Genomic DNA, 25027 nt, shown 5'->3' on the forward strand with positions numbered 1-25027 from the left:
TGGCAGTTTTCGGTTTTCGAGAATAAACAGCTTACGCTTTTATCGTTAAAATTATATTTTATTTACAAATTTAATATTTTATTTCATATCTAAAATCCTTCAGACTTTCTTTCATTACATTTAGATTAGAATTTGTATAAATAGAGGTATTAGCAATATTTTTATGCCCTAATAGTTTACTTATAATCGGAAGCGATATTTTACGCATATTACTTAAATTAGACGCAAAAGTATGTCTTCCAACGTGGCAAGTAACATTTTTATCAATTTTTGCTAATATTGCTATTTTCTTTAGCTCTCTATTAAGATTCTGATTAGTAATTTTAGGAAAAATATATTCAGATTTTTTCTTCCCGATAGAATATCGACAAAGTAAACTTCTTGCCTCTATACTTAAAGGGATTTTTAAATTTTCTTTTGTTTTAATCATCTTAATTTCTAATATATTTTTTCCAAAATCAATATTTTCTAATTTTAAATTATTAACATCAGAATATCGTAATCCTGTATAACAATAAACAAGAAAAATATCTCTTATCGTGTTATATTTTTTTTCATTTTCCGTAAACTTCAATTTCTTAATTTTTACAACTTCTTTTGGTTCTAAAAAAACCTCTTTACTTTCTGGACTTTTAAAAGTAAATTTTAAATAGGGTGATTTATAAATAAAATCATGTTTAACAGCTTCTGCAAGAATAGATTTTAAACATTTATGATAATTATAAGCACCAGCATTCTTTTTATTTAGAAAGGTATCAAAACTTTTTATAAAAGTATAATTAACATCAGATGTGGCAATATTGCTTTTAAATTCTTTTAAATATTCCCTTAGTAAATCGTAACGATATTTTGTATTCTCACTTAACTTTTTTTCAGATAAAATATAATCAAACAAGTCATAAAAGTTTTCATAATTTATCCCTTCAAAATAACTATCAATTACTGAAAAAGAAATTTCAACACCAGAAGTTTCTTTTTTATAACAAAATGAAAACAAGTCGATTTTTTGTTTATTAATTTTATTATTCAACGCTTTAGTTAATGATGGGTTTGAATTACAAATAATTTTTTCATTTTTAGCGTCCCAATCTTTCGGATTTACTTTTACGTTTAATCCATATCTTTTAGCTTTAGAATTAATTGTAACTCTCAAAACCAAAGGCGAATCTCCATTTTTAAGAACTTTATCAGTTCTTCTAACGATTTTAATAGAATAATTACTCATTTCTTTTCTTTTTTATAGTAAACATTAATAGCTCTCATATTTCAAGAAAAAAAGAGCGAATTTAGAACTTTTTTTACAATAAAAAAAATAAGTAATTGAAAATCAGCATTTTAAATACAAAATAATTTAAATTCTTTTTTTTAACAGGGGTGTAATTTAACCCTCAAAATAATTTTACAGAAATTTATATTTAATAAAAAATATCATTAAAAATATTGGGGGATAAGAATAGGGATAATTTTTCAGGAAAGAAATGACTCTAAAAGTCTTCAAACTTTGAGAAACAAAATAAAAAAACTCCCTATTTCAGGGAGTTTCAATTTTTAAGAAAATTTTTTATTCTTAAAAAACGTGGCCCAGCTTGGGCTCGAACCAAGGACTTGCTGATTATGAGTCAGCTACTCTAACCAACTGAGTTACAAGGCCAAAAACATTTGGAATAAATTCCTTTGTTTTTATGAGTGTGCAAATTTAAGATTTTTTCAGAAATTACAAAATAAATTTATGGTTTTTCTTGACAAAGTTCTACTAAAACTCCATTGGTAGATTTAGGATGCAAGAAAACCACCAACTTATTATCTGCTCCATCTTTTGGTTCTTCCGAAATAAAAAGGAAACCTTCGGCTTTTAATCTTTCTACCTCTTTTTTTATATCTTCTACAGCAAAGGCAATATGATGAATGCCTTCTCCCCTTTTTTCTATAAATTTTGCAATAGGGCTTTCTGGATTGGTGGCTTCTAAAAGCTCTATTTTGCTCTCGCCAACCATAAAGAAGGAAGTTTTGACACCTTCTCTTTCTACCGCTTCTTGTTTATAGGGTGAAGTTCCTAATAATTTTGCAAATAAATGGTCTGAATTTTCTAAATTCTTGATGGCAATGCCAAGGTGTTCTATTTTCATTGTTGATTCAATTTTTTCAGTTCTTGTTCTGCTTGATTTTTTGCTTTTTCATCTCCATATTTTTTCACTAAATTATAATACTTCAAGGCATTTGTATTATCATTTTTCAGCTTATATGCATATGCAATATTATTCAAAACAATAAAATCATGTGGTGAAACTTCTTCTGCTTTTAATAGATAGGCTAAAGCTTCGTCATAATTTTTAGAAATTAGAGATACTATTGACAAATTAGAAAGATTCTCAACTCGATTAGGATAGTATTTCAAAACTTCTTCATTAATTTGTTTCATATATTTTAGTAGAGAATCATCATTGGTTTGATATATTTGATTGTTATAATCTTGGATAGAACTTAAAAAACCATTCTTACCCTCTTCATATTTTGAATTCTCTGACCAAAACCAATTGTTATTATTTTTAGCTGAGTATTGAATGGTATTTATAATCTCTTTAGTAAAATTCTCATAATCTTCTATTTGACCTAATGAATAAACCTTACCAAATCGAATATCTAACCTATCTGGAAATCTTGAAATACCTTCGTCAAAACATTTAAAAGTCTTTTGAAGCATTTTTTCATCATATAAATTTTTTGATGTAAGATATGCCACTGAATTTCCTTTGTCATCTTTTATCTCAAAGCCTTCTTTTTCAGGCATCTTTGCATCAAGACTTATTACTTCCTTTTTACTTTTGTTGAAAAAATAATTAACACAAGACACATAATATTCTGCATCTGGATTATTATTTTCCCAATCTTTCAAAAGTTTTTCAATCGCAACAGTATCATTCTTTTGATAAAATTCTAGAAATTTTTGATAGTTACTTTGTCCCAAAACAATAGAGAAAAAACAAAATAAGAAAAAGAGAATAAATGATTTTTTCATGGTATTAAATTTAATGTAAATTATTGAGAACACTAAATCTCAAACAAAAATACTAAATTTGCAACATGAATGAAAGTAACAGACAAAGAAAAGTAGCACAAATTATACAAGAAGATTTTGCGGAAATCTTTAGAAAACAAGCATCTGAGAGCAAACAAGGCTTTTTGATTACGGTTTCTGATGTAAAGGTGACTGCAGATTTGAGTATTGCTAAAATTTATTTGAGTATTTTTCCGCAAGAATTTAGAAAACCTATAATGAAGGAAATAGAAGAAAACAAATCTTACTATAGAAACTATATAGGGCAAAAAATGGGGAAGCAGGTACGCATTATCCCTGAAATTAATTTTTATCTGGATACCACTTTAGATGATGTGGAGAGAATAGAAAAAGAGCTGAAAGGTCTGGGTGACAACCCTGTTCTCTAATAAAATTCTAGAAATATGGCGTCTGGAAATACTCCTTTTTACATTGCAAGAAGATACTTAATTGCCAAAAAAGGCAGTCAGGCAGTGAGTTTTATTACTGGCTTGGCAGCTTTTGCAATGATGGTAGCTGTGGCAGCTATGTTTATCATTATTTCTGTATTTTCTGGTTTAGAAGATCTGAACAAAGAATTTATTTCTAATCTCCATGCAGACCTTACTTTATCTAGTGTAAAAGGTAAAAATATCCCGAATCTAAATAACACTATTAATGCCTTAAAAAGCGAAAAAGAAATCAGTCATTTCTCTAAAATGATTGAGGAAAAAGTATATATAGACTATAAAAATGTAGGTGAAATAGCTTATCTGCGAGGAGTAGATTCTGCATATACCAAAGTAAACCCTATTGATAAAAATATTTACTATGGAAGTTATCCTACTTTTAAATACCTGAATGAAGTAGTAATGGAAGGTGAACTAAGAAACAGGCTTTCTTTGCCACTTTCTGATGAAAGCAATGTAGCCACGCTGTTTATGCCAAAAGCTGGTAAAGGAATTATCAATAAAGAGGAAGATATTTTCAACAAAAAAGAAATATTTGTTTCTGGAATTTTCCCAGGTAATGACCAATTGAACAATTACATTATAGCTCCACTAGAATTGGCTGCAAGCCTTCTAAGCTTGCCTAAAAACACAGCCTATCAAATTGTAATAAAGCTAAAAAATCCAGAAAACGCCGTTGCTGTAAAAGAAAATCTAACAAAAAAACTAGACTCTTCTATTATCATTAAAACAAAAGCAGAAGAAAATGCTGCTTTTTGGAAAATGATTAATATGGAAAAAATGATGATCTATTTGATATTTGCATTGGTTATTTTTATTACCACATTTAACTTGGCGGGAGCAGTTACAATACTTCAATTAGATAAAAAACAACAAGCCAAATCTCTTATTTCTTTAGGATTTACCATTAATGGTTTAAGGAAAATTTACTTTAACACCGGGCTCCTTATTGTGATATTTGGAGTATGCGCAGGGCTAATTTTGGGTTCTCTCATTTGTTTTTTACAAATACAAACTGGCATCTTCAAAGCCACTGTAGATTTACCATTTCCTGTGAGAATTCTTCCATTTAATTATTTTATAGTAGCATTCATCACTTTATTCTTCGGCATAAGTGTTTCTTGGCTTTTTTCAAGAGTTAACAAAAATTTATTCTTAGAAAAATAATTTTAATAGGATTTTTTACATAACTTCGCATCCCTATTTTTAAGACTAAGAGAATGAAAAAATTACTACTATTTGGGCTAGTTATGTTAAATTCATATATACTTGCTCAAATTCCTACTGGTTACTATGACGGAACATCTACTTTAACGGGTGCTGTTCTGAAAACAAAATTAGCATCTATTATCACTAATGGGCATAGTGCAAAATCTTATGACAATTTATACAATGGATACCCAAACACTGATACAGATAGATACTACGAAAATGACGGCTCAGTGCTAGACATGTATACAGAAAAACCATCAAGTTCTGACACTTACAACTTTCAACATGGTGTAAAAAAATGTGGAAATTATAGTAGTGAAGGAGATTGTTACAATAGAGAACATATTGTACCCCAAAGTTTTTTTAATTCTAACTCACCAATGGTATCTGACATCCATTTTATACCTCCAACTGATGGTAAAGTAAATGGTATGAGAAGCAACTACCCTTTTGGTGTAGTTACATCACCTACATTCACCTCTACAAATGGTTCAAAACTAGGACCCAATACTACTTCAGGTTATACAGGAACTGTTTTCGAACCAATAGATGCGTTCAAAGGTGATATTGCTCGTATGGTTTTTTATTTTATTACAAGATATGAAACAAAATTATCTGGATTTAGCACTGGTAATATGCTAGGAGGCTCTGCATTTCCTGGATTACAGAATTGGGAACTACAAGTATTATTAGCTTGGAATAACGCAGACCCAGTTTCTCAAAGAGAAATTGACAGAAACAATGCAGCCTATACATACCAAGGAAACAGAAACCCTTATATAGACCACCCAGAATTTGTGGCAGCAGTTTGGGGAGGCTCTACTCCTATAACAGACACAGAAGCCCCTACCACACCTACTAATTTAACCGTTACTAACACTACTGCAAGTTCTATATCACTAAGTTGGAATGCATCTACAGACAATGTAGGTGTTTCTGCTTATGAAATTTATCTAGATGGCGTTTTTCAAATTGCTGTAACAGGAACTAATGCCACTATAAATAGTCTTGCGCCTTCTACTACATATAATTTCTACATTATTGCCAGAGATGCTGCTGGTAATTTATCTTCAGTTAGCAACACAGCGTCTGGAACAACGCTTGCTGGTTCTGGAGGCACTCCTATAAGTTGTGGTACAGAAAATTTTGAAAACATACCTACTGGCACTTCTGGTGGTGACCAAAATTATCTTGCAAGAAGTTGGACAAGCAACGGAATTACTTGGAATGCTAGTGCAGCTCGTACTGACCAAACAATTAATAACAAAGCCATCACTGTAGAAAATGGAGCTTTAAGTTCATCTACTATTTCAGGAGGCATCTCTAGTTTGACAGTAAAAACGCAAATGAAATTTACAGGTAATCCAGGAACTTTCAATTTATACATAAATGGCGATATGGTTGGCCAAATACCATACAGCAGTACAGTTACTACTACAACGATTCCAAATATCAATATTGCAGGTAATATCACTATAAACATTACAGACAATAGTGCAATAGGAACAGGCACAAGAGGACGTGTTGCTTTTGATGACCTTTCTTGGATTTGCTACACACCTCTAGCTACTAGTGAAGTAGAAAAAGTAAGATGGAACATTTACCCGAATCCAGTAAAAAACAATACTATTTTTGTAAATGGAAAAAACATCCAAAAAATAAAAAGATTAGAAATTTATAACATTAATGGTGCTTTAGTACAAGTTGCAGAAAACCCATTCTCTAAAGGAAATTCTTTACAACTTAAAAATCTAAAAAAAGGTGTTTATATTCTAAAAGCAGATAATGCTGCTCAGAAATTTATTGTAGAATAACCTCAAAATAATTGCAAAATTAGGCTGGAAGTTTTCCAGCCTTTTTTATTATCTTTGATGTATGGAAACAGCTGTAAAATTTGGACTTATAGGAAGAAACATCTCCTATTCCTTTTCTAAAAAATATTTCGAGCAGAAATTTCAAAAACTACTATTAAATAATTATTCTTATGAAATTTTCGATTCAGAAAATCTGGACAACATCCAGAAATTATTAAAAACCGATGGTTTAATTGGATTAAATGTTACCATACCTTATAAAGAAAAAATAATTCCATTTTTAGATGAATTAAGTGACGAAGCTAAAGAAATAGGCGCTATCAACTGTATATCTATAAAAAACGGAAAAACAAAAGGCTACAACACAGATGCCTTCGGTTTTGAGAAAACATTATTGCTTCATAAAAAAGAACACCAAAAAACGGCCATCATATTAGGAAATGGCGGCGCAGCAAAAGCGGTACAATTTATTTTAAAGAAAAACAACATTCCGTATATTACCGTTTCTAGAACTACAAAAATCAATTATGAGAATTTAAATATTGAGCAAGTGAAAGACCATCTCATCATCATTCAATGTACTCCTGTCGGCACTTTCCCAAATGTGGAAGATTGTCTGAAATTTCCTTTTGAAGGCATCACTGAAAATCATCTCATCATCGACTTAATCTACAATCCAGAATATTCTAAATTCATCAAAAACTGCGCAAAAAAAGGAGCTAAAACAGCCAATGGCCTTTATATGCTAGAACAACAAGCCGAGAAAGCTTGGGAAATATGGAACTCCTAAAATTGAGTCCTGAAATTTAGAATTATAAATTTTAAATAAACAATTTTAAATCATGGAAACTAAATCTTGAAATAAGAAATTGTATATTTCACAAAAAACACTTAATTTAGTGGCGAAATGTGCTAAAACCTCTATGAAATTTGGTTTTTGAAGAGCATTAAATTTTAAAAAACGATTTGCTATGACTACAGAAAACTTGCATTCTGAACCACAAGAAAACAATGTAAACAACACAGAAAACATTGTAAATGAATCCATTAACCCTGAAAGCAGCCCAGCATCAGAAAACCATGATGAAGAAATACATGATGAAGTAGAACAACATGAGCATGAAAAACTAACTTCTGGCGAACTGATGAACAAACTTGAAGCATTAATAAATGCTGAAGACGCAGGTGCTAATCATAGAAAATTTAATGCCATTAAAGAAACATTGCTTCAGCGAGTAAATGTAGAAATCGAAGACCAAAAACACCAACACGAGTCTGAAGGAAAAGCTATAGCAGATTTTAAATTTGAGCATCCTCTACAGTCTAAAATCTCTGCTCTTAGCAACATTTTTAAAGAAAAATACGACCATTTTCATAAAAAGCAAGAGGCTGAACAAAAGGATAATTTAGAAAAAAGACAGCAAATCATTGAAAAATTAAAAAATCTTTACAGCAACTCATCAGCCAACACCAATCTTTTCCGTGCAATAAGAGAAATAAAAGAAGAATGGAGCAGCGCTGGACAAGTACCTAAAACTGAGTTCAAAAACTTAAACAATAATTACTTCTTCCACCTTAATCAGTTTTACCAAATGCTAGACTTGAATAAGGAATACAGAGAACAAGAATATGCACACAATCTAGAAAAAAGAAACCAAATCATAGCCAGAGCTAAAGAATTACAACACGAACCTGTAATCCAAAAAGCACTGAACGAATTGCAATTTCTACACAAACTTTGGAAAGAAGAAGCAGAGCCAGTGGCAGAAGAGTTTCGTGATAAAACTTGGGACGAATTCAAAGAAATTTCTAACAAAATTCACGAAAGAAAATCTGAACTTCTTACCCAAATTGAAGGAGAGCAACTTGCCAATCTAGAAAAGAAAAACGAAATCATAGAAAGCATTAAAAAACTTACGGCCTCTTCTAAAGAACCTAATCATAATTACTGGCAACAAGCCATCAAAAAAGTAGAAGAACTGCGTTCTGATTTCTTAAAATTAGGTAGCGTTCCTAGAAAACTTTCAAATCAAAATTGGAATGATTTCAAAATAGCTCTTAGAGCATTTAATTCCTCTAAAAATGACTTCTATAAAAGTCTTAAAAACTCTCAACACACCAATCTAGAAGAAAAATTAAAGCTGATAAAAACAGCTCAAGACAATATGAATTCTGAAGATTGGGATATTGCTGTTCCATTATTCAAAAAACTTCAAGAAGATTGGAAAAAAATAGGCCACGTTCCTAGAAGTCAAACCAATAAAGTTTGGGATGATTTCCGTGAAGCTTGTAATACTTTTTTCAATAATTTCAGAGCAAAAAACAACGCTCAAACCGATGATTGGAAAGAAAATTACAAACAAAAACGTGCCTTACTAGACGAGTTGAAAGAAATTGGAAATGATGAAGGTAGTGTAGAAAAAATTGAAAATATTAAAACATCTTGGAACAATATAGGAAAAGTACCAAGAGATAAAATGTCCATTAATACTGAATTTAATAAAACGCTAAGAGAAAAATTAAAACTCAACAGAATTAATGAATTTGACCTGAAAGAAGAAGGACTTTCTGAATCTCAAATTACAGACAGAGCAAGAAAAGTGAAAAATCAAATAGCAGATTTAGAAGCAGAAATTGTAAAACTAGAAAACAACTTAGGCTTCTTCGGAAAAGTTTCTAGAGACAATCCTCTTTTGAAAGATACTTTCGAGAAAATCGATGAGAAAAAAGCCCAATTAGAAAGTTTGAAAAGCACACTTCATCATATCATTTCAGGAGAATAAAATGCCAAAATTGTTTTCTTTTTTTGTGTTTCTAATTTTTTCTTGTCCGCTTTTTTCACAAGAAATAGTGGATTACATCGGCATTCCCGAAGTTAACTTTGGAGAAACTAAATTGGTTTTAGCAGAGTCTTCTCAAAAATCTAAGACACTCTATATTCAAGATTACATCCCAGAAGACAGCAGATTAGAAGACGCTCCTTACACCATTTCTATTTATTTTTTTAATAAAAATATAGACGCCAAAGAAGCTACCTATCAAAAAACTGGAGAATTAGATACCAGACAAGAAACTGATAAACATTGCTCTTATAACGTTACCGAGAACCCTAATGGAACTGAATTTATTGTAGACTTTTTCACCAGCAATATTGCTAAGAAAAAAGAAAAAGACGAACCAGAACCAGAGCAGGAAATGGCAGACTACAATATCTATAGATTTCGAAATGTTTTGTTAGGCGAAGAAAGTGCTTTTATGATTATCACCTACAAACAAAACAATATTGGAGACACCAAATATTTTATAAAAAGTGTAGGAAAATCTAGAAATAAGCTGATGGAAAACATCATCACGATGACTATTCCTAATGTAACACTTAAAAAATAAAATTAGAATTCCGACCAAAAATCGGAATTTGTTTTTTCTATCATGAATCACGAATTTTACATCAAACGCTGTATAGAACTTGCCAAAAAAGCCACAGGAAAAACATATCCCAATCCTTTGGTTGGTGCTGTAATTGTACACAACGGAAAAATAATAGGCGAAGGTTACCATCAAAAAGCAGGTGAACCTCATGCAGAAATCAACGCCATCAATTCTGTTGAAAACCCCGAACTTTTACCAGAATCTACCATTTATGTTTCGCTAGAACCATGTGCTCATTTCGGGAAAACGCCACCTTGTTCTTTGAAATTAAAAGAAATTGGCTTTAGAAAAGTGGTTATCGGAAGCATGGACTCTCACGATAAAGTAAATGGAAAAGGAAAGCAAATTTTACAAGATGCAGGTATAGAAACCATTTCAGGAATTTTAGAAGATGATTGCCGTGAACTCAACAAAAGATTTTTCACCTTTCATGAGAAAAAACGCCCTTACCTTATTCTAAAATGGGCAGAAAGCAATGACGGTTTTATTGATAAAGATTTCAAACCTACGAAAATTTCTAATGAACTTGCTTCGCAATTTGTACACCAAATAAGAAGTGAAGAACACGCCATTTTGGTAGGAACACAAACTGCACTTAATGACAACCCGAGTTTAACCACCCGACTAATTGAAGGCAGAAATCCTGTGAGAATTTTAATCGATTTTGAATTAAAAGTTCCTAGAGATTTTAAAATTTATAACAATGAAGCGCCTACTTTGGTTTTCAACCAAGAAAAAGATGCAGAAGAAGAAAATATAAAATTCATTAAAATTTCTAAAGAAAATTTTTTAGAAGATTTACTACAAAAACTCTACGAAAACCAAATACAATCGGTTTTAATAGAAGGTGGCAGCAGAACGCTACAAACTTTTATTAACACCAATCTTTGGGACGAAACCATCATCATCAAAAATGAAAATCTTACTTTAGAAAACGGCACAAAAGCTCCGAAATTTGAAGGAAATTTGGTGGAAGAAATAGAATTTAGAGATAATAAAGTTTCGTTTTTTAGAAATCACTAATGCAATACAATTTCACTACTATAAAATCTGAAGTTAAAGACATCTTGCTCAAAGAAAAAGGCAGCAAGTTTATTGGTTTTGCATTTCCTATAAATAACGAAAAAGAACTGAAAACCGCGCTAGATAATCTTAGAGAAAAACATCCAAAAGCTACACATCATTGTTATGCTTTCAGAATTGGTCTAAACGGAGAAAATTACAGAGCCAATGATGACGGAGAACCTTCCGGAAGCGCAGGATTACCAATTTACAATCAATTGTTAGCCCATAATCTCACCAATATTTTAGTTGTCATTATAAGATATTACGGTGGAACCAAATTAGGTGTTTCTGGCTTGGTAAAAGCCTATAAAGAAAGCACCAAACACACGCTAGAACACGCTGAAATCATCACCAAAGAATTAGAAACTGAGCTAGAAATTGAATTCAAATTTTCTCAACAAAATGTTATTTTCTCTCTTTTAAATAAGTATGATGCCAAAGTTCTCAATTTTGATGCACAAGAAAACTGTAAAATCACTGCTCAACTCAAACTTTCAGAAAAAGAAAAAATCTCGGAACAATTGTCCGAGATGTATGATGTAAAATTTAAATTTATAGAAATTTAAAATCTTAATTCCTTCTGTTTCCAAATAAAATATTAGCCCAATATAAAAGTTGTGCTAATGAACCTAAAGCAGCAACCACATAAGTTCTGGCAGCCCATTTTAAACTATCTTGAACTCCTACATATTCCTCAGCGGTTACTGTACCACTATCTTTTAACCATTTCATGGCTCTATTGCTGGCATCATACTCTACAGGTAGGGTAACAAATGCAAAAAGCGTGGTTACTGCAAAAAGCAATACACCAATTGCAAGAACGGTAGTATTTCCACTAGGATTTTGTACACTTCTAGAAGCAATCATTACAGCAATACCTGCAAAAAGTACAAACTGAGAAAGTGTAGAACTAATCTGTACCATTGGCACTAACTTAGAACGTAGTTGAAGCATAGAATAACCTACAGCATGCTGCACAGCGTGTCCACATTCATGAGCTGCTACCGCTGCAGAAGCTGCATTTCTCTGCATATAAACGGCTTCAGAAAGGTTTACGGTTTTGTTAGCTGGATTGTAATGGTCTGTTAACTGCCCAGGAACTGAAGTTACCTGCACATCAAAAATTCCATTATCATGAAGCATCTTTTCTGCAACTTCTTTGCCACTCATTCCGTTTCTAAGGTGAACTTTAGAATAGTAAGCAAATTTTGATTTTAGTCTTGCTGAAACAAGCCAACTCGCTAGCATAATAGCACCGAAAAGTAAATAACCTGACATATTTTTAATTGTTTTTTTAGAAATTATAATTTATCTTTGAGTAAAAACTATGCCAAAGTTGGGCATTGTCTTCTTTTCTTCTATATTTGTTATTAAATCTCAAAAAGCATGTCACAAATACAAATCATACCAGTAACAAGCGAAAAACAACTTTTAGACTTCATCAAGTTTCCAATGGAACTATACAAAAATAATCAAAATTTTGTTCCATCTCTTATCAATGATGAAAAAAATATTTGGAACCCTAAAGAAAATCCAGCTCTTGCCTATTCTGAGGCAAAACAATTCCTTGCATACAAAAATAATAAATTGGCTGGCAGAATTGCCGTAATGATTAATCACAAAGAAGCCAAAGAACTCGGGATAGAAAAAGTACGTTTTGGCTGGTTAGATTTTATAGATGACAAAGACGTGTCTGAAGCGCTAATAAATCAGGCCATAAAATATGCTCAAGAAAAAAACATCAAAAAAATAGAAGGCCCCATGGGATTTACAAACCTTGACAAGGCTGGAATGCTAACTTTTGGGTTTGATAAGTTGGCAACCATGATTGGTATTTATAATTTTAGTTATTACCCTGAACATTTAGAAAAATTAGGACTTAAAAAAGAAAAAGAATGGGTAGAATTTGAAATTAATTTTCCGGAATTTTTACCTGAAAAAGTGGAAAAATTCAGCAAACTTATTGCTGAAAAATATCAACTTAAGACTTTAAAATTCAATTCTAAAGAAGAAATTTTACCGTTGGTTGAGCCAATGTTTAAGTTATTAGACGAAACTTACAAAAATCTCTCAACCTACACCCCAATTTCTGATGAGCAAATACAACACTATAAAGAAAAATATTTTGGTTTCATTAACAAAGATTATATTATTTGCATTGTAGACAAAGAGTACAATTTGGTGGCATTTGCCATTACTATGCCATCTTACTCTAAAGCATTGCAGAAGTCTAAAGGTAAGCTATTGCCTTTTGGATGGTGGCATTTTATGAATGCAGGACGAAAAAATGACAGAGCTAATTTTTATCTCATAGGCGTACATCCAGAGTATCAGAAAAGAGGTGTTACTGCCATTATTTTCAAAGAAATTTGGAAAACTTTTAAGAAAAAAGGAGTTAAATTTTTGGAAACCAATCCAGAGCTAGAAGAAAATAAAAACATACAATTGCTATGGCAAGATTACAACCCTGTAAACCATAAACGCAGAAGAACTTATTCTCTAGACATAGATTGATATACACCATTTTTGAATTAAAAAATCATGAAAAGACAGCTTTACAACTACGCAGGGATAATCATTTTGTATATTCTTTACAATCAATTCTTCAGAGTAGAAGACGAAAAAACAAATGCTATCATTAATATTTTGTTTGCCAGTTTTTTATTTGGCTATATCGCTTATATGGCAATTGTAGTATTAAGAAAAATGAAAAAATAGACCATTATTTATAACTATTCTAAATTAATCATTCTTAAGATTAATAAAACAAAAGTCATCATTAATATTTCAATTTTCTATTTATAATTCATAAATTTGCGTGTTGAAATACTTGATAGAGATGAATTTACCTGAAAATTATATTCCTGTACTCATTCAGGCTGCCGTAGGTCTTGGTTTTGTGGCATTTACACTAGTAGCTTCACATACATTAGGTCCTAAAAGACATACTTCTGGAGCAGTAAAAGACGACACTTTTGAATGTGGTATAGAAGTAGAAGGAAACGCAAGAAGTCCTTATTCTGTAAAATATTTTCTTACTGCCATATTGTTTGTATTATTTGATATTGAAATTGTATTTTTTTATCCTTATGCAGTAAATTTTAAAGACCTTGGGTTAGAAGGTTTCTTAGCGGTAGCTACATTTATTGCTATATTTTTCATAGGTTTTTTCTATGTACTAAAAAGAGGTGCTTTAGATTGGAATAAGTAAATTTATCCTTCGAAAGTGCTTTTTTTATATTCAAATTCTTAAATTTTAAAAAAATTAAAAATGTCAGACAATAAACCTGTAATCAATACTAATGCACCTGCACCTCCAGGAATTGAAGGAGAAGGTTTTTTCGCAGGAAAATTAAGTGATATCATTGGTTTGGCTCGTTCATTTTCACTATGGCCATTACCTTTTGCAACTTCTTGTTGTGGAATTGAATTCATGGCAACTATGGCTCCTAATTATGATTTATCGAGATTTGGGGCAGAAAGAATGAGTTTCTCACCAAGACAAGCAGATATTTTATTGGTTTGTGGAACCATTTCTAAAAAATTAGCTCCTGTCCTTAAACAAGTTTATACACAAATGGCTGAACCAAGATGGGTAGTAGCAGTAGGAGCTTGTGCAAGTAGTGGTGGTATTTTTGATACCTATTCTGTTTTACAAGGAATTGATAAAATTATCCCAGTAGACGTTTATGTACCAGGATGTCCGCCAAGACCAGAACAAATTTTGGAAGGTTACATGCAAGTACAAGCTTTAGCACAAAGCGAAAGTTTGAGAAGAAGAGACTTGCCAGAATACAAAGCTTTATTAGAAAGCTACGGCATTAAGTAAATTAAAAATTAAAGTTTGAATTTTTAATTCGAAAATTTAAACTTGAAACTTTGAACAAATATTATGACAAGCGAATTTGTTTTAGAAGCCATCAATAGAGAATTTCCTGATGCTGTAATTTCTTCATCAGAGCCTTATGGTTTTCTTACTTTAGAAGTCAAAAAAGAAGAAATTAAAAAGATGATTCATCACATGAAAGAATCTTCACTTAATTTCATGTTTCTTACAGACATCTGTGGAATTCATTTCCCTGACAATAAAGAAAAAGAATTAGGTGTAATCTATCATCTTCATAACTTACAAGAGAATTTCAGAATTAGGCTGAAAACTTTCTTCCCTAGAGAAAGTGCAGAAGTAGACACCATTACCGATTTGTTTTCTGGAGCCAATTGGATGGAAAGAGAAACTTTTGATTTCTATGGTATTAAATTCAAAGGACATCCAGATTTAAGAGTAATTATGAATACTGAGGATCTCGGTTACAATCCTCTCTTGAAAGAATATGCTCTAGAAGATGGAACAAGAACTGATAAAGACGACTCAATGTTTGGAAGATAAATTGCAACTTGCTAATTGCCAATGGCAAATAGCTAAAAGCCAAATTCTATTATGAAAGACAACCAATTATCAAATATTCTCAATCAATATGACTCTCAAGAGCAAATTGATGGACAATTATATACCTTAAATCTTGGGCCAACTCACCCTGCAACTCATGGTATTTTCCAAAATGTGTTGACAATGGATGGCGAGAGAATTCTACATTCTGAACAAACCGTAGGTTACATTCACAGAGCTTTTGAAAAAATTGCTGAACGTAGAAATTACACCCAAATTACTACCCTTACAGACCGTCTTAATTACTGTTCTGCACCTATTAATAATATTGGTTGGCACATGACAGTAGAGAAATTACTCGGTGTAAAAATGCCAAAAAGAGCAGATTACATGCGTGTCATCATGATGGAATTGGCTCGTATCGCAGACCATTTGGTTTGTAATTCTGTAATTGCAGTAGATACTGGTGCCTTAACAGGATTTACTTACGTTTTTCAAGACAGAGAAAAAATCTACGATATCTACGAACAAGTTTGTGGTGCAAGAATGACTACAAATATGGGAAGAATTGGTGGTTTCGACAGAGATTTCACTCCTAAATTCCATGAGCTATTAAAAGATTTTATCAAAACTTTTCCTGCAAGATTTCAAGAATTCTCAAATTTAGTTGAGAGAAACAGAATCTTTATGGATAGAACCATTGGAGCTGGAGCAATAAGCGCAGAACGTGCTTTGAACTACAGTTTTGTAGGACCAAATTTAAGAGCTGCTGGTGTAGATTATGACGTGAGAGTAGCTTCTCCTTATTCTTCTTATGAAGATTTTGATTTCCAAATTCCTATAGGAACTGCTGGTGATACTTATGATAGATTTATGGTTCGTCAACAAGAAATTTGGGAAAGTTTTAAAATTATTCAACAAGCCTATAATAATTTACCTGAAGGTGATTTCCATGCCGATGTACCAGAAATTTTCTTACCAGAAAAGGCAGATGTTTACACGAAAATGGAAGCATTAATCTACCATTTCAAAATCGTAATGGGAGAAACCGAAATTCCTGCTGGTGAGGTATATCATTCTGTAGAAGGTGGTAATGGTGAGTTAGGTTATTACTTGGTAAGTGATGGTGGTAGAACTCCTTACAGATTGCATTTCAGAAGACCTTGTTTCATTTATTATCAAGCATTCCCTGAAATGATAAAAGGAGCAGTAATTTCGGATGCCATTGTTACCATGAGTTCTATGAACGTAATTGCTGGTGAATTAGACGGATAATAAATAAGTGATAATTCATCATTGATAATTGATTAAAAAATATTAAAAATTAGAGTTGAGATTTTTGAAAATTTCAAATTTCAAACCTCAAATTTCAAATAAATAATTATGAGCGAAATTGCTTTTAAACCCGAAACTTTAGAAAAAGTAAAACAAATTATTGCAAGATATCCAGAAGGAAGACAAAAATCTGCTTTAATTCCTGTGCTTCATTTGGCGCAAAAAGAATTTGGTGGCTGGTTAGATGTTCCTGTGATGGATTATGTTGCACAAATATTAGATATCACTCCTATTGAAGTGTACGAAGTGGCTACTTTCTACACCATGTTTAATATGCAACCTGTTGGCAAGTATGTTTTAGAAGTTTGTGTTACAGGACCTTGCATGGTAAGAGGAAGTGATACTATTGTAAATCACATCAAAGAAAAGCTAGGTATCAAAGCTGGAGAAACTACTGCCGATGGTTTGTTTACCTTGAAACCAGCAGAATGTCTTGGCGCTTGCGGTTATGCACCCATGATGCAATTAGGCAAATTTTACAAAGAAAATTTAACCATAGAAAAAGTAGATGAAATCCTTGAACTTTGCAGACAAGGACAAATTGCTCTTGATTAAAAATATTGAAAATGAGTAAAAAACTTTTACTTAAAAACGCTCACATAGAAGGTATCAGATATTTTGATACCTACAGAAAAAACGGTGGTTATGAAGCTGCTGAAAAAGCACTAAAAATGACTCCAGACCAAATAGTGGAAGAAGTAAAAACTTCAGGTCTACGTGGTAGAGGTGGTGCTGGTTTCCCTACCGGAATGAAATGGAGCTTCCTTGCAAAACCAGAAGGGGTGCCAAGATATTTGGTAGTAAACGCAGACGAATCTGAACCTGGAACTTTCAAAGATAGATATTTGATGGAGTTTATTCCTCATCTTTTGATTGAAGGAATGCTTATCTCTTCTTTTGCTCTTGGTTCTAATGTTTCATACATCTACATCAGAGGAGAATACGCTTGGATTCCTGATATTTTAGAACAAGCTATTGAGGAAGCTAAAAAAGCTGGTTTTCTTGGTAAAAACATACTTGGTACAGGTTTCGATTTAGAAATTTATGTTCAAAGAGGAGCTGGTGCTTACATCTGTGGTGAAGAAACTGCACTTCTAGAATCTCTCGAAGGAAAACGTGGAAATCCTCGTTTGAAACCTCCTTTCCCTGCTGTAAAAGGACTTTACCAATGTCCAACTGTTGTAAATAACGTAGAAACCATTGCTGCTGTAGTTCCAATTATTGATATTACAGGAGCTGAATATGCTAAAATTGGCGTTGGTCGTTCTACAGGAACTAAATTAATTTCCGCTTGTGGAAACATTAATAAACCAGGAGTTTACGAAATAGACATGACATGTACTGTAGAAGAATTTATCTTCTCTGATGAATATTGTGGTGGAATTCCTAATGGTAAAAAACTGAAAGCTTGTATTCCTGGTGGTAGTTCTGTGCCAATTCTTCCGGCCAATTTGTTATTAAAAACTGCTACTGGTGAACCTAGATACATGAACTACGAATCTCTTTCTGATGGCGGTTTCGCTACAGGAACTATGATGGGTTCTGGTGGTTTTATTGTTCTAGACGAGGACCAATGTGTGGTAAAACACACCATGACTTTAGCACACTTCTACAATCATGAGAGTTGCGGACAATGTACCCCTTGTAGAGAAGGAACAGGTTGGATGTATAAAATCCTTAAAAAAATAGAAAACGGAGAAGGAAAAATGGAAGACATCGATTTACTTTGGGATATTCAAAGAAAAATTGAAGGAAATACCATTTGTCCACTAGGTGATGCAGCAGCATGGCCAGTTGCAGCAGCTATTCGCCATTTCAGAGATGAGTTTGAATGGCACATCAATAACCCAGATTGTTTAACCAAAAATTACGGAATTGCACATTATGCAGATCCTCTTCCAGTAGTTGAAAAGCAATAAAATGAAGAAATTTTTTAAAATAATTTTATTACTTTTTGTTGGAAATTTTGTTTTCGGACAAGATAATGATGTCGTTAAACCTTCAAAAAAGGAATTCGGAGAAAAAGGAACAATGTTTTTCTTCTGGGGTTGGAATAGAGCTGGCTTCACCAAATCTGATATTCATTTTAAAGGAAATGGTTATGATTTTACACTACATGATGTAATAGCTCACGACAGACCTTCTGAATTAAGCTGGGATTATATTGATCCAGGTGCGTGGTCTAAACCTCAATTTGTGTTAAGATTAGGATATTTTGTTAAAGAAAATTTAGCTGTAGTATTGGCTACTGACCATATGAAATATGTTATGGACCAAGACCAAACTGCAAAAATTACTGGAAATATTTCGGACCCTGTTTATTCTTCAATGATTCAAAACGGCGAAATCAATCTTACAGATGAAAAATTCTTAACCTTCGAACATACTGACGGCTTGAATTATGTAAACATAGGTTTAGAAAAATATAAAAGTTTGTCAAATAAAGAAAATATAGATATTCTTTGGTCTTATGGTGGTGGTATTGGAATGATGCTTCCAAAAAGTAATGTAAAATTATTTGGATTTGATCGAAGTGATCGATTTCATGTGGCAGGTTTTGGTACTGATTTAAGAACCAATATCAATTTTATTTTCTGGAAAAGATGGATGGCAAGAGTAGAAGGAAAAGCAGGTTATATTAATATGCCTGATGTAAAAACTACCCTTCATAATAAGCCTGACAAAGCATCTCATGATTTCTTTTTTGGACAAGTTAACTTTGGTATAGGTTACGTTTTTAGACTTAAAAATATATAGGACTTTTCATTAAGAATTAAAATTCAACTCATAAACAAATAAAATGAGCGAAGAAATTAAAAAATTTAAAATAACCATTGACGGACAGACTACAGAAGTAGCTCCTGGAACTTCTATTTTGAACGCTGCAAGACAAATCGGCGGAAAATCTGTTCCACCTGCAATGTGTTATTACAGTAAATTAGAAAATAGTGGTGGTAGATGTAGAACTTGCTTGGTAGAAGTCTCTAAAGGTTCTGATGCAGATCCTAGACCAATGCCAAAATTAGTAGCAAGTTGCAGAACTAATGTAATGGACGGAATGGAAGTGAAAAATCTTACTTCTGAAAAAACACAAGAAGCAAGAAAAGCCGTTACTGAATTTCTATTGTTAAATCACCCTCTAGATTGCCCAATTTGCGACCAAGCTGGTGAATGTCATCTTCAGGATTTAGGTTACGAACATGGTGTGGAAAATACAAGAACAGAGTTCGAGAGAAATACTTATGATGCTGATGATTTAGGACCTAATATTAAACTGAACATGAACAGATGTATCTTGTGTGCAAGATGCGTTTTAGTAGCTGGACAATTGACCAACCAACGTGAACATGGAATTCTTTTCCGTGGAGATCACGCCGAAATTTCTACCTATCTCAACAAAGCTTTGGATAATGATTTCATCGGAAATGTGATAGATGTTTGTCCGGTTGGTGCTCTTACAGATAGAACGGCAAGATTTGCAAGCAGAGTTTGGTTTACAAAACCAGTAGATGCTACTTGTAAATGCGAAAAATGTAGTGGAAAAGCAGTTCTTTGGATGAAAGGTGATGAAATTGTGAGAGTTACTGCTAGAAAAGACCAGTACGGAGAAGTAGAAGATTTTATTTGTAATGAATGTAGATTCGAGAAAAAGGATGCTAAATTCTGGAATATTGAAGGACCAAGACACATCAGTAGACATTCTGTAATTTCATTGAATCATTACATGAAATCTGATGAAATGGAAGTTCAGAAATTAGAAAATGAAACCGCTAAAGAAATCAGCAATAAAGATAATTTAGAATAATTAGGAGAAAGATAATGATTAAAGATTCTCAAAATCTAAAATCTAAAATCTAAAATCTAAAATCTCAAAAAAAATGGATTTATTAATTTTTAAAACAATACTTGTAGTATCACTTTTCGTTCTTTCTATGGCTGTTGCAGCTTATTCTACTTGGGCAGAAAGAAAAGTAGCTGCTATTATGCAAGACAGAATTGGGCCAAACAGAAGTTGGAAATTTGGATTGCTACAACCATTAGCAGATGGTGGTAAATTTTTCTTTAAAGAAGATTTTATCCCAGAAAAGGCTGAAAAATTCTTATTTTTCTTCGGACCAGGTTTAGTCATGTTTATTTCACTGATTACAGGAGCGGTAATTCCTTGGGGTACATCACTTAATTTTGGTGGTACATCTTATGATTTACAAGTGGCCAATATAGATGTAGGTGTTCTTTATTTAATGGGAATGGTATCCATCGGAGTTTACGGAATTATGCTTGGAGGTTGGGCTTCTAACAATAAATTTGCATTAATTGGTGCAATTAGAGCTTCTTCACAAATGATTTCTTACGAATTAGCAATGGGATTGGCATTATTAGCAATCATAATGATGAATGGTTCTTTGGATTTAAAAGAAATTGCGGCTCAACAATCTGGTTGGTTCGGTATGAAATGGAATGTTTTCTTTCAACCTGTGGCTTTTATTATTTTCTTTGTAGCTGCATTAGCAGAGACTAATAGATCGCCATTTGATTTACCAGAATGTGAAACCGAATTGGTAGGAGGTTTCCACACAGAATATTCTGCAATGAAACTAGGTCTATTCCTTTTCGGAGAATATGTAAATATGTTTATTTCTTCAGCTTTAATCACTACGCTGTTTTTGGGAAGTTATAATTTCCCTGGATTGGCCTGGATTGGTGAAAACTGGGGAGAAAATGCAATGGGAATTGCAAGTATTATGGTTTTTCTTGGTAAGACTTTCTGTGTAATCCTTACTTTTATGTGGATTAGATGGACTTTGCCAAGATTTAGATATGATCAATTAATGCACTTGGGTTGGAAATCTTTAATTCCTCTAGCATTAGTGAACTTGTTAATAACAGGTGTAGTGATTTTGTTGAATCAACACTATCAATGGATATAAAATTATAAGTGATAAATGATAATTGATGTTTGATTTTACCAATCTAATATCTAAAATCTGAAATCTAAGAATATGAAATTAACCAATAGATCAAAGGTAGCCTCTAACAAAAAGATGACTTTTGCAGAGAAAATTTATCTTCCTGCCATCATCAAAGGGATGGGAATTACTGGTAAACACGCCATTATGACGCTTACTGGTAAATTACCAACGGTGAGTTATCCTGAAGAAAAAAGAGAATTTGCAAAAATTTATCGTGGTCAACATGTTTTGAAACGTGATGATGAAGGTAGAGAAAGATGTACAGCTTGTGGTTTGTGTGCTGTTGCTTGTCCTGCAGAAGCAATTACCATGACAGCGGCAGAACGTACCAAAGAACAAAAACATCTTTATCGTGAAGAAAAATATGCTGAAGTATATGAAATCAATATGCTAAGATGTATTTTCTGTGGACTGTGCGAAGAAGCTTGTCCGAAATCTGCCATTTATCTCACCGATAAAATTGTAAAACCAGAACAAAACAGAGGTTCTTTTATTTATGGCAAAGATCTTTTGGTTGAAAGTATGGAAAACAGAATAGATGTCTCTGATAGACAAACAGAATCACAAAAAAAAGCTCTTAAATAAATGGAACAGTTCTTATTCTTTTTCATCGCTTTGGTAGCGGTTGCAAGTGCTGTTTATTTTGTATTTGCAAAAAATCCTTTATATGCAATTTTATCTTTAATTGTTACTTTCTTTAGTATTGCTGCATTGTATGTTTTACTCAATGCTCAGTTTTTAGGAATTGTACAAATTATTGTATATGCCGGAGCAATTATGGTGTTATTCCTTTATGTATTAATGATGCTTAACCTTAATGCTAAAGACGAAAGCAAAAAGCACAATCTACTAAAATTTACAGGAATTATTTCTGCTGGAATCATTTTCGTAGGTATGATTGGTGCTTATAAAGGGGTAGCTATGACCAATGCAACAACAGATGTAGATAGCCAAATTGGTCTTACAAAAAATCTAGGAAAATTATTGTTTAACGAATACGTATTGCCATTTGAACTCGCTTCAATTCTGATTTTAGCAGGTATTGTAGGTTCTGTATTGATTGGTAAAAAAGATTTATAGAATATGGAAGTCAATTCATTTATACAAAACATTCCTCTAGACTGGTACATTATCCTCAGTAGTTTTTTGTTCTGTCTAGGAGTTTTAGGAGTTTTAGTCCGCAAAAATGCTATTATCATTTTAGGATGTGTAGAATTAATGCTTAATTCTGTAAATCTACTTTTAGCTGCATTTTCAGCTTACAAAGGTGATGGTCACGGACAAATTTTGGTATTCTTCATTATGGTAGTAGCTGCTGCAGAAGTAGCAGTAGGACTTGCTATCATTACAATGATGTACAGAAATACCAAAAACGTAGATGTAAGTATTTTTAACAAATTAAAAGGATAATGCAGATGGAAAATTTAGTTTATGCAATTATATTACTTCCTTTATTTGGATTTGTAATCAACGGATTATTAGGGAAATATCTACCGAAAATGGTAGTTGGTGCATTGGCAACTTTGGTTGTATTTGCTTCTTTTCTTATTAATGTAAAAATATTTTTAGGTTTCACAGACCATAGTTCGCCAATTATTGTAAAAGCTTTCGAGTGGTTTACAGTAGGTGGTGTTCAGGTAAATTTTGGGTTTCAGATAGACCAACTATCATTAATGATGATGATGATTATCACCGGAATTGGTTCTCTTATTCACCTCTACTCTATCGGTTATATGAGCCACGACAAAGGTTTCTATAAATTTTTCACTTATTTGAATTTATTTATCTTCTCTATGTTATTACTAGTAATGGGAAGTAATTATTTAATTCTATTTATAGGTTGGGAAGGTGTAGGTCTTTGTTCTTATTTATTAATTGGTTTCTGGTACGAAAACAAAGAATATGGCAAAGCTGCTAGAAAGGCTTTCATTATGAACAGAATTGGTGACCTTGGTTTATTGATTGGGATTTTCTTAATCGCTACACAAACCAATGCACTAGATTATCTTTCTGTAGCTCAAAATGCTTCAAAATTTGAATTTGACGGTGTGGTGATTATGTTCATTACTTTAAGTCTTTTCATTGGAGCAATGGGAAAATCTGCACAAATTCCTTTATTTACTTGGTTACCAGATGCAATGGCTGGTCCTACTCCAGTTTCGGCTTTAATTCACGCTGCTACAATGGTTACTGCTGGTATTTATTTAGTAGTACGTTCTAATTTCTTGTATCATTTAGCACCAAGTACTTTAGATTTTATTCTATACATTGGTCTAGCAACTTCATTAGTTGCCGCATTTATTGGTCTAAGACAAAACGATATTAAAAAAGTTCTTGCCTACTCTACTGTTTCGCAGTTAGGCTTAATGTTCATCGCATTAGGAGCTGAAGCTTACACCACAGCAATGTTCCATTTAATGACACACGCTTTCTTCAAAGCATTATTGTTCTTAGGAGCTGGTTCTGTAATCCATGCAATGAGCGGAGAACAAGATATGAGATTTATGGGAGGTTTAAAATCTAAAATCCCAGTAACCTATTGGACATTCTTAATCGGAACTTTGGCAATTGCTGGTATTCCTCCATTATCTGGTATGATTTCTAAAGACGAAATCTTAACTGCACTTTGGGCAAAATCACCAATTATTTGGGGCTTAACATTGTTCAGTGCTGCACTAACTGGTGTGTATATGTTTAGATTGTTATTCTTAACATTCTTCGGAAAATTTAGAGGAACAGAAGAACAAAAACATCACTTACACGAAAGCCCAATTTCTATGACACTTCCTTTAGTAGTTTTAGCAATTCTTTCGGCAGTTGGTGGTTTCCTTAATCTTCCTCACTTCTTAGGAGAAGGAAATACTCAAAAATTAGCACATTGGTTACACCCAATCTATGTTCCTGGAATAGCACACCCTGAAGTAGAATTTGGAACAGAAATGATTCTATTGGCATTTACCATTTTAATGGTTATCGTAATTTTCTTTGTATTAAGAAATATCTACATCATCAAAAAGAAAATGGCTTTACCAGAAGAAGAATACAAAGGATTAGAAAGATTATCTGCTAAAAAATTATTTGTAGATGAATTTTATAATGCTACCGTGGTAAAACCTGTAGAAGGACTAGGTCACGGAACCAGAATGTTTGATAAAATTCTAAATAAATTCTTTGATTATATAGGATTCGGAGCGGTAGATTCTGGAAGAGCCTTCAAAAAATTCCAAAACGGAAATGTAGAAAATTATGTCCTTATTATGTCTTTGGCAATAGGATTAATATTAATTGTTAACTTTATATTACAATAGCAA

The 25027-nt window shown here is 32.5% G+C and carries 27 protein-coding genes and 1 tRNA gene; 23 read left to right on the plus strand and 5 right to left on the minus strand.

The window, feature by feature from the left end:
- Positions 1–70: 70 nt before the first annotated feature.
- From IEW40_RS08405 to IEW40_RS08420, 4 genes are all read right to left on the minus strand, one after another.
- Positions 71–1225 (minus strand): site-specific integrase, encoded by a 1155-nt coding sequence (locus IEW40_RS08405; protein ID WP_188617650.1) that lies wholly within the window; start codon positions 1223–1225, stop codon positions 71–73.
- 352 nt (positions 1226–1577) lie between these two features.
- Positions 1578–1651, minus strand: a tRNA-Ile gene (locus IEW40_RS08410).
- Between the two features lie 76 nt (positions 1652–1727).
- Positions 1728–2126 (minus strand): methylmalonyl-CoA epimerase, encoded by a 399-nt coding sequence (gene mce / locus IEW40_RS08415; protein ID WP_188617651.1) that lies wholly within the window; start codon positions 2124–2126, stop codon positions 1728–1730.
- Positions 2123–3016: a tetratricopeptide repeat protein gene (locus IEW40_RS08420; protein WP_188617652.1), complete on the minus strand. Its 894-nt coding sequence runs from the start codon at positions 3014–3016 to the stop codon at positions 2123–2125. The genes mce and IEW40_RS08420 overlap by 4 nt, the downstream gene beginning before the upstream one ends.
- Before the next feature lie 65 nt (positions 3017–3081).
- Here IEW40_RS08420 and rbfA point away from each other — a divergent pair, with 65 nt between their 5' ends.
- The 8 genes from rbfA (at position 3082) to IEW40_RS08460 (ending at position 11590) form a co-directional block, all read left to right on the plus strand.
- Positions 3082–3444: a 30S ribosome-binding factor RbfA gene (gene rbfA / locus IEW40_RS08425; RefSeq protein ID WP_188617653.1), complete on the plus strand. Its 363-nt coding sequence runs from the start codon at positions 3082–3084 to the stop codon at positions 3442–3444.
- A gap of 15 nt (positions 3445–3459) precedes the next feature.
- Positions 3460–4671 (plus strand): ABC transporter permease, encoded by a 1212-nt coding sequence (locus IEW40_RS08430; RefSeq protein WP_188617654.1) that lies wholly within the window; start codon positions 3460–3462, stop codon positions 4669–4671.
- Positions 4672–4724: 53 nt separating this feature from the next.
- Positions 4725–6530: an endonuclease gene (locus IEW40_RS08435; RefSeq protein WP_188617655.1), complete on the plus strand. Its 1806-nt coding sequence runs from the start codon at positions 4725–4727 to the stop codon at positions 6528–6530.
- Positions 6531–6591: 61 nt separating this feature from the next.
- Entirely contained in the window at positions 6592–7320 is a 729-nt protein-coding gene (locus IEW40_RS08440) for a shikimate dehydrogenase family protein (protein WP_188617656.1), read from the plus strand.
- Positions 7321–7501: 181 nt separating this feature from the next.
- Positions 7502–9313 (plus strand): DUF349 domain-containing protein, encoded by a 1812-nt coding sequence (locus tag IEW40_RS08445; RefSeq protein WP_188617657.1) that lies wholly within the window; start codon positions 7502–7504, stop codon positions 9311–9313.
- Position 9314: 1 nt separating this feature from the next.
- Positions 9315–9917 carry an HI_0983 family protein gene (locus IEW40_RS08450; RefSeq protein WP_188617658.1) on the plus strand — a complete coding sequence of 201 codons (603 nt, stop codon included), beginning with the start codon at positions 9315–9317 and terminating at the stop codon, positions 9915–9917.
- A gap of 42 nt (positions 9918–9959) precedes the next feature.
- A complete protein-coding gene (gene ribD, locus IEW40_RS08455) occupies positions 9960–10982 on the plus strand; it encodes a bifunctional diaminohydroxyphosphoribosylaminopyrimidine deaminase/5-amino-6-(5-phosphoribosylamino)uracil reductase RibD (RefSeq protein WP_188617659.1) in 1023 nt (340 codons plus the stop codon).
- On the plus strand, positions 10982–11590 hold the full coding sequence (locus IEW40_RS08460) for an IMPACT family protein (RefSeq protein ID WP_188617660.1): 609 nt from the start codon (positions 10982–10984) through the stop codon (positions 11588–11590). Before ribD ends, IEW40_RS08460 begins: the two co-directional genes overlap by 1 nt.
- 4 nt (positions 11591–11594) lie before the next feature.
- On the opposite strand, the gene IEW40_RS08465 is transcribed toward IEW40_RS08460, so the two are convergent.
- Entirely contained in the window at positions 11595–12302 is a 708-nt protein-coding gene (locus IEW40_RS08465; RefSeq protein WP_188617661.1) for a zinc metallopeptidase, read from the minus strand.
- 108 nt (positions 12303–12410) lie between these two features.
- On the opposite strand from IEW40_RS08465, the gene IEW40_RS08470 reads away from it, so the two are divergent.
- From IEW40_RS08470 to nuoL, 15 genes are all read left to right on the plus strand, one after another.
- A complete protein-coding gene (locus tag IEW40_RS08470; protein WP_188617662.1) occupies positions 12411–13538 on the plus strand; it encodes a GNAT family N-acetyltransferase in 1128 nt (375 codons plus the stop codon).
- Between the two features lie 27 nt (positions 13539–13565).
- Positions 13566–13742: a hypothetical protein gene (locus IEW40_RS08475; RefSeq protein ID WP_188617663.1), complete on the plus strand. Its 177-nt coding sequence runs from the start codon at positions 13566–13568 to the stop codon at positions 13740–13742.
- 121 nt (positions 13743–13863) lie between these two features.
- Complete coding sequence (locus IEW40_RS08480; protein WP_188617664.1) at positions 13864–14235, plus strand: NADH-quinone oxidoreductase subunit A; 372 nt, start codon at positions 13864–13866, stop codon at positions 14233–14235.
- 60 nt (positions 14236–14295) lie between these two features.
- On the plus strand, positions 14296–14853 hold the full coding sequence (locus tag IEW40_RS08485; RefSeq protein ID WP_188617665.1) for an NADH-quinone oxidoreductase subunit B: 558 nt from the start codon (positions 14296–14298) through the stop codon (positions 14851–14853).
- Positions 14854–14916: 63 nt separating this feature from the next.
- Positions 14917–15411 (plus strand): NADH-quinone oxidoreductase subunit C, encoded by a 495-nt coding sequence (locus IEW40_RS08490; protein WP_188617666.1) that lies wholly within the window; start codon positions 14917–14919, stop codon positions 15409–15411.
- Positions 15412–15462: 51 nt separating this feature from the next.
- On the plus strand, positions 15463–16686 hold the full coding sequence (locus IEW40_RS08495) for an NADH-quinone oxidoreductase subunit D (protein WP_188617667.1): 1224 nt from the start codon (positions 15463–15465) through the stop codon (positions 16684–16686).
- 108 nt (positions 16687–16794) lie between these two features.
- On the plus strand, positions 16795–17301 hold the full coding sequence (locus tag IEW40_RS08500; RefSeq protein ID WP_188617668.1) for an NADH-quinone oxidoreductase subunit NuoE family protein: 507 nt from the start codon (positions 16795–16797) through the stop codon (positions 17299–17301).
- An 11-nt stretch (positions 17302–17312) separates the two neighbouring features.
- Positions 17313–18665, plus strand: a complete 1353-nt coding sequence (nuoF, locus tag IEW40_RS08505; protein WP_188617669.1) for an NADH-quinone oxidoreductase subunit NuoF — start codon at positions 17313–17315, stop codon at positions 18663–18665.
- A gap of 1 nt (position 18666) precedes the next feature.
- Positions 18667–19503, plus strand: coding sequence for a hypothetical protein (locus IEW40_RS08510; protein WP_188617670.1), 837 nt, complete (start codon positions 18667–18669; stop codon positions 19501–19503).
- A gap of 43 nt (positions 19504–19546) precedes the next feature.
- Positions 19547–20551 (plus strand): NADH-quinone oxidoreductase subunit G, encoded by a 1005-nt coding sequence (locus IEW40_RS08515; RefSeq protein ID WP_188617671.1) that lies wholly within the window; start codon positions 19547–19549, stop codon positions 20549–20551.
- 73 nt (positions 20552–20624) lie between these two features.
- Positions 20625–21674 (plus strand): NADH-quinone oxidoreductase subunit NuoH, encoded by a 1050-nt coding sequence (nuoH, locus tag IEW40_RS08520; protein WP_188617672.1) that lies wholly within the window; start codon positions 20625–20627, stop codon positions 21672–21674.
- Positions 21675–21746: 72 nt separating this feature from the next.
- Complete coding sequence (locus IEW40_RS08525; RefSeq protein ID WP_188617673.1) at positions 21747–22301, plus strand: NuoI/complex I 23 kDa subunit family protein; 555 nt, start codon at positions 21747–21749, stop codon at positions 22299–22301.
- Positions 22302–22796: an NADH-quinone oxidoreductase subunit J family protein gene (locus tag IEW40_RS08530; protein ID WP_188617674.1), complete on the plus strand. Its 495-nt coding sequence runs from the start codon at positions 22302–22304 to the stop codon at positions 22794–22796.
- 3 nt (positions 22797–22799) lie between these two features.
- A complete protein-coding gene (gene nuoK, locus IEW40_RS08535) occupies positions 22800–23126 on the plus strand; it encodes an NADH-quinone oxidoreductase subunit NuoK (RefSeq protein ID WP_188617675.1) in 327 nt (108 codons plus the stop codon).
- Positions 23127–23131: 5 nt separating this feature from the next.
- A complete protein-coding gene (nuoL, locus tag IEW40_RS08540; RefSeq protein ID WP_188617676.1) occupies positions 23132–25024 on the plus strand; it encodes an NADH-quinone oxidoreductase subunit L in 1893 nt (630 codons plus the stop codon).
- Positions 25025–25027: the final 3 nt, after the last annotated feature.

The organism is Cloacibacterium rupense, assembly GCF_014645495.1.
In the GTDB taxonomy this organism is placed as follows: Bacteria; Bacteroidota; Bacteroidia; order Flavobacteriales; family Weeksellaceae; genus Cloacibacterium; species Cloacibacterium rupense.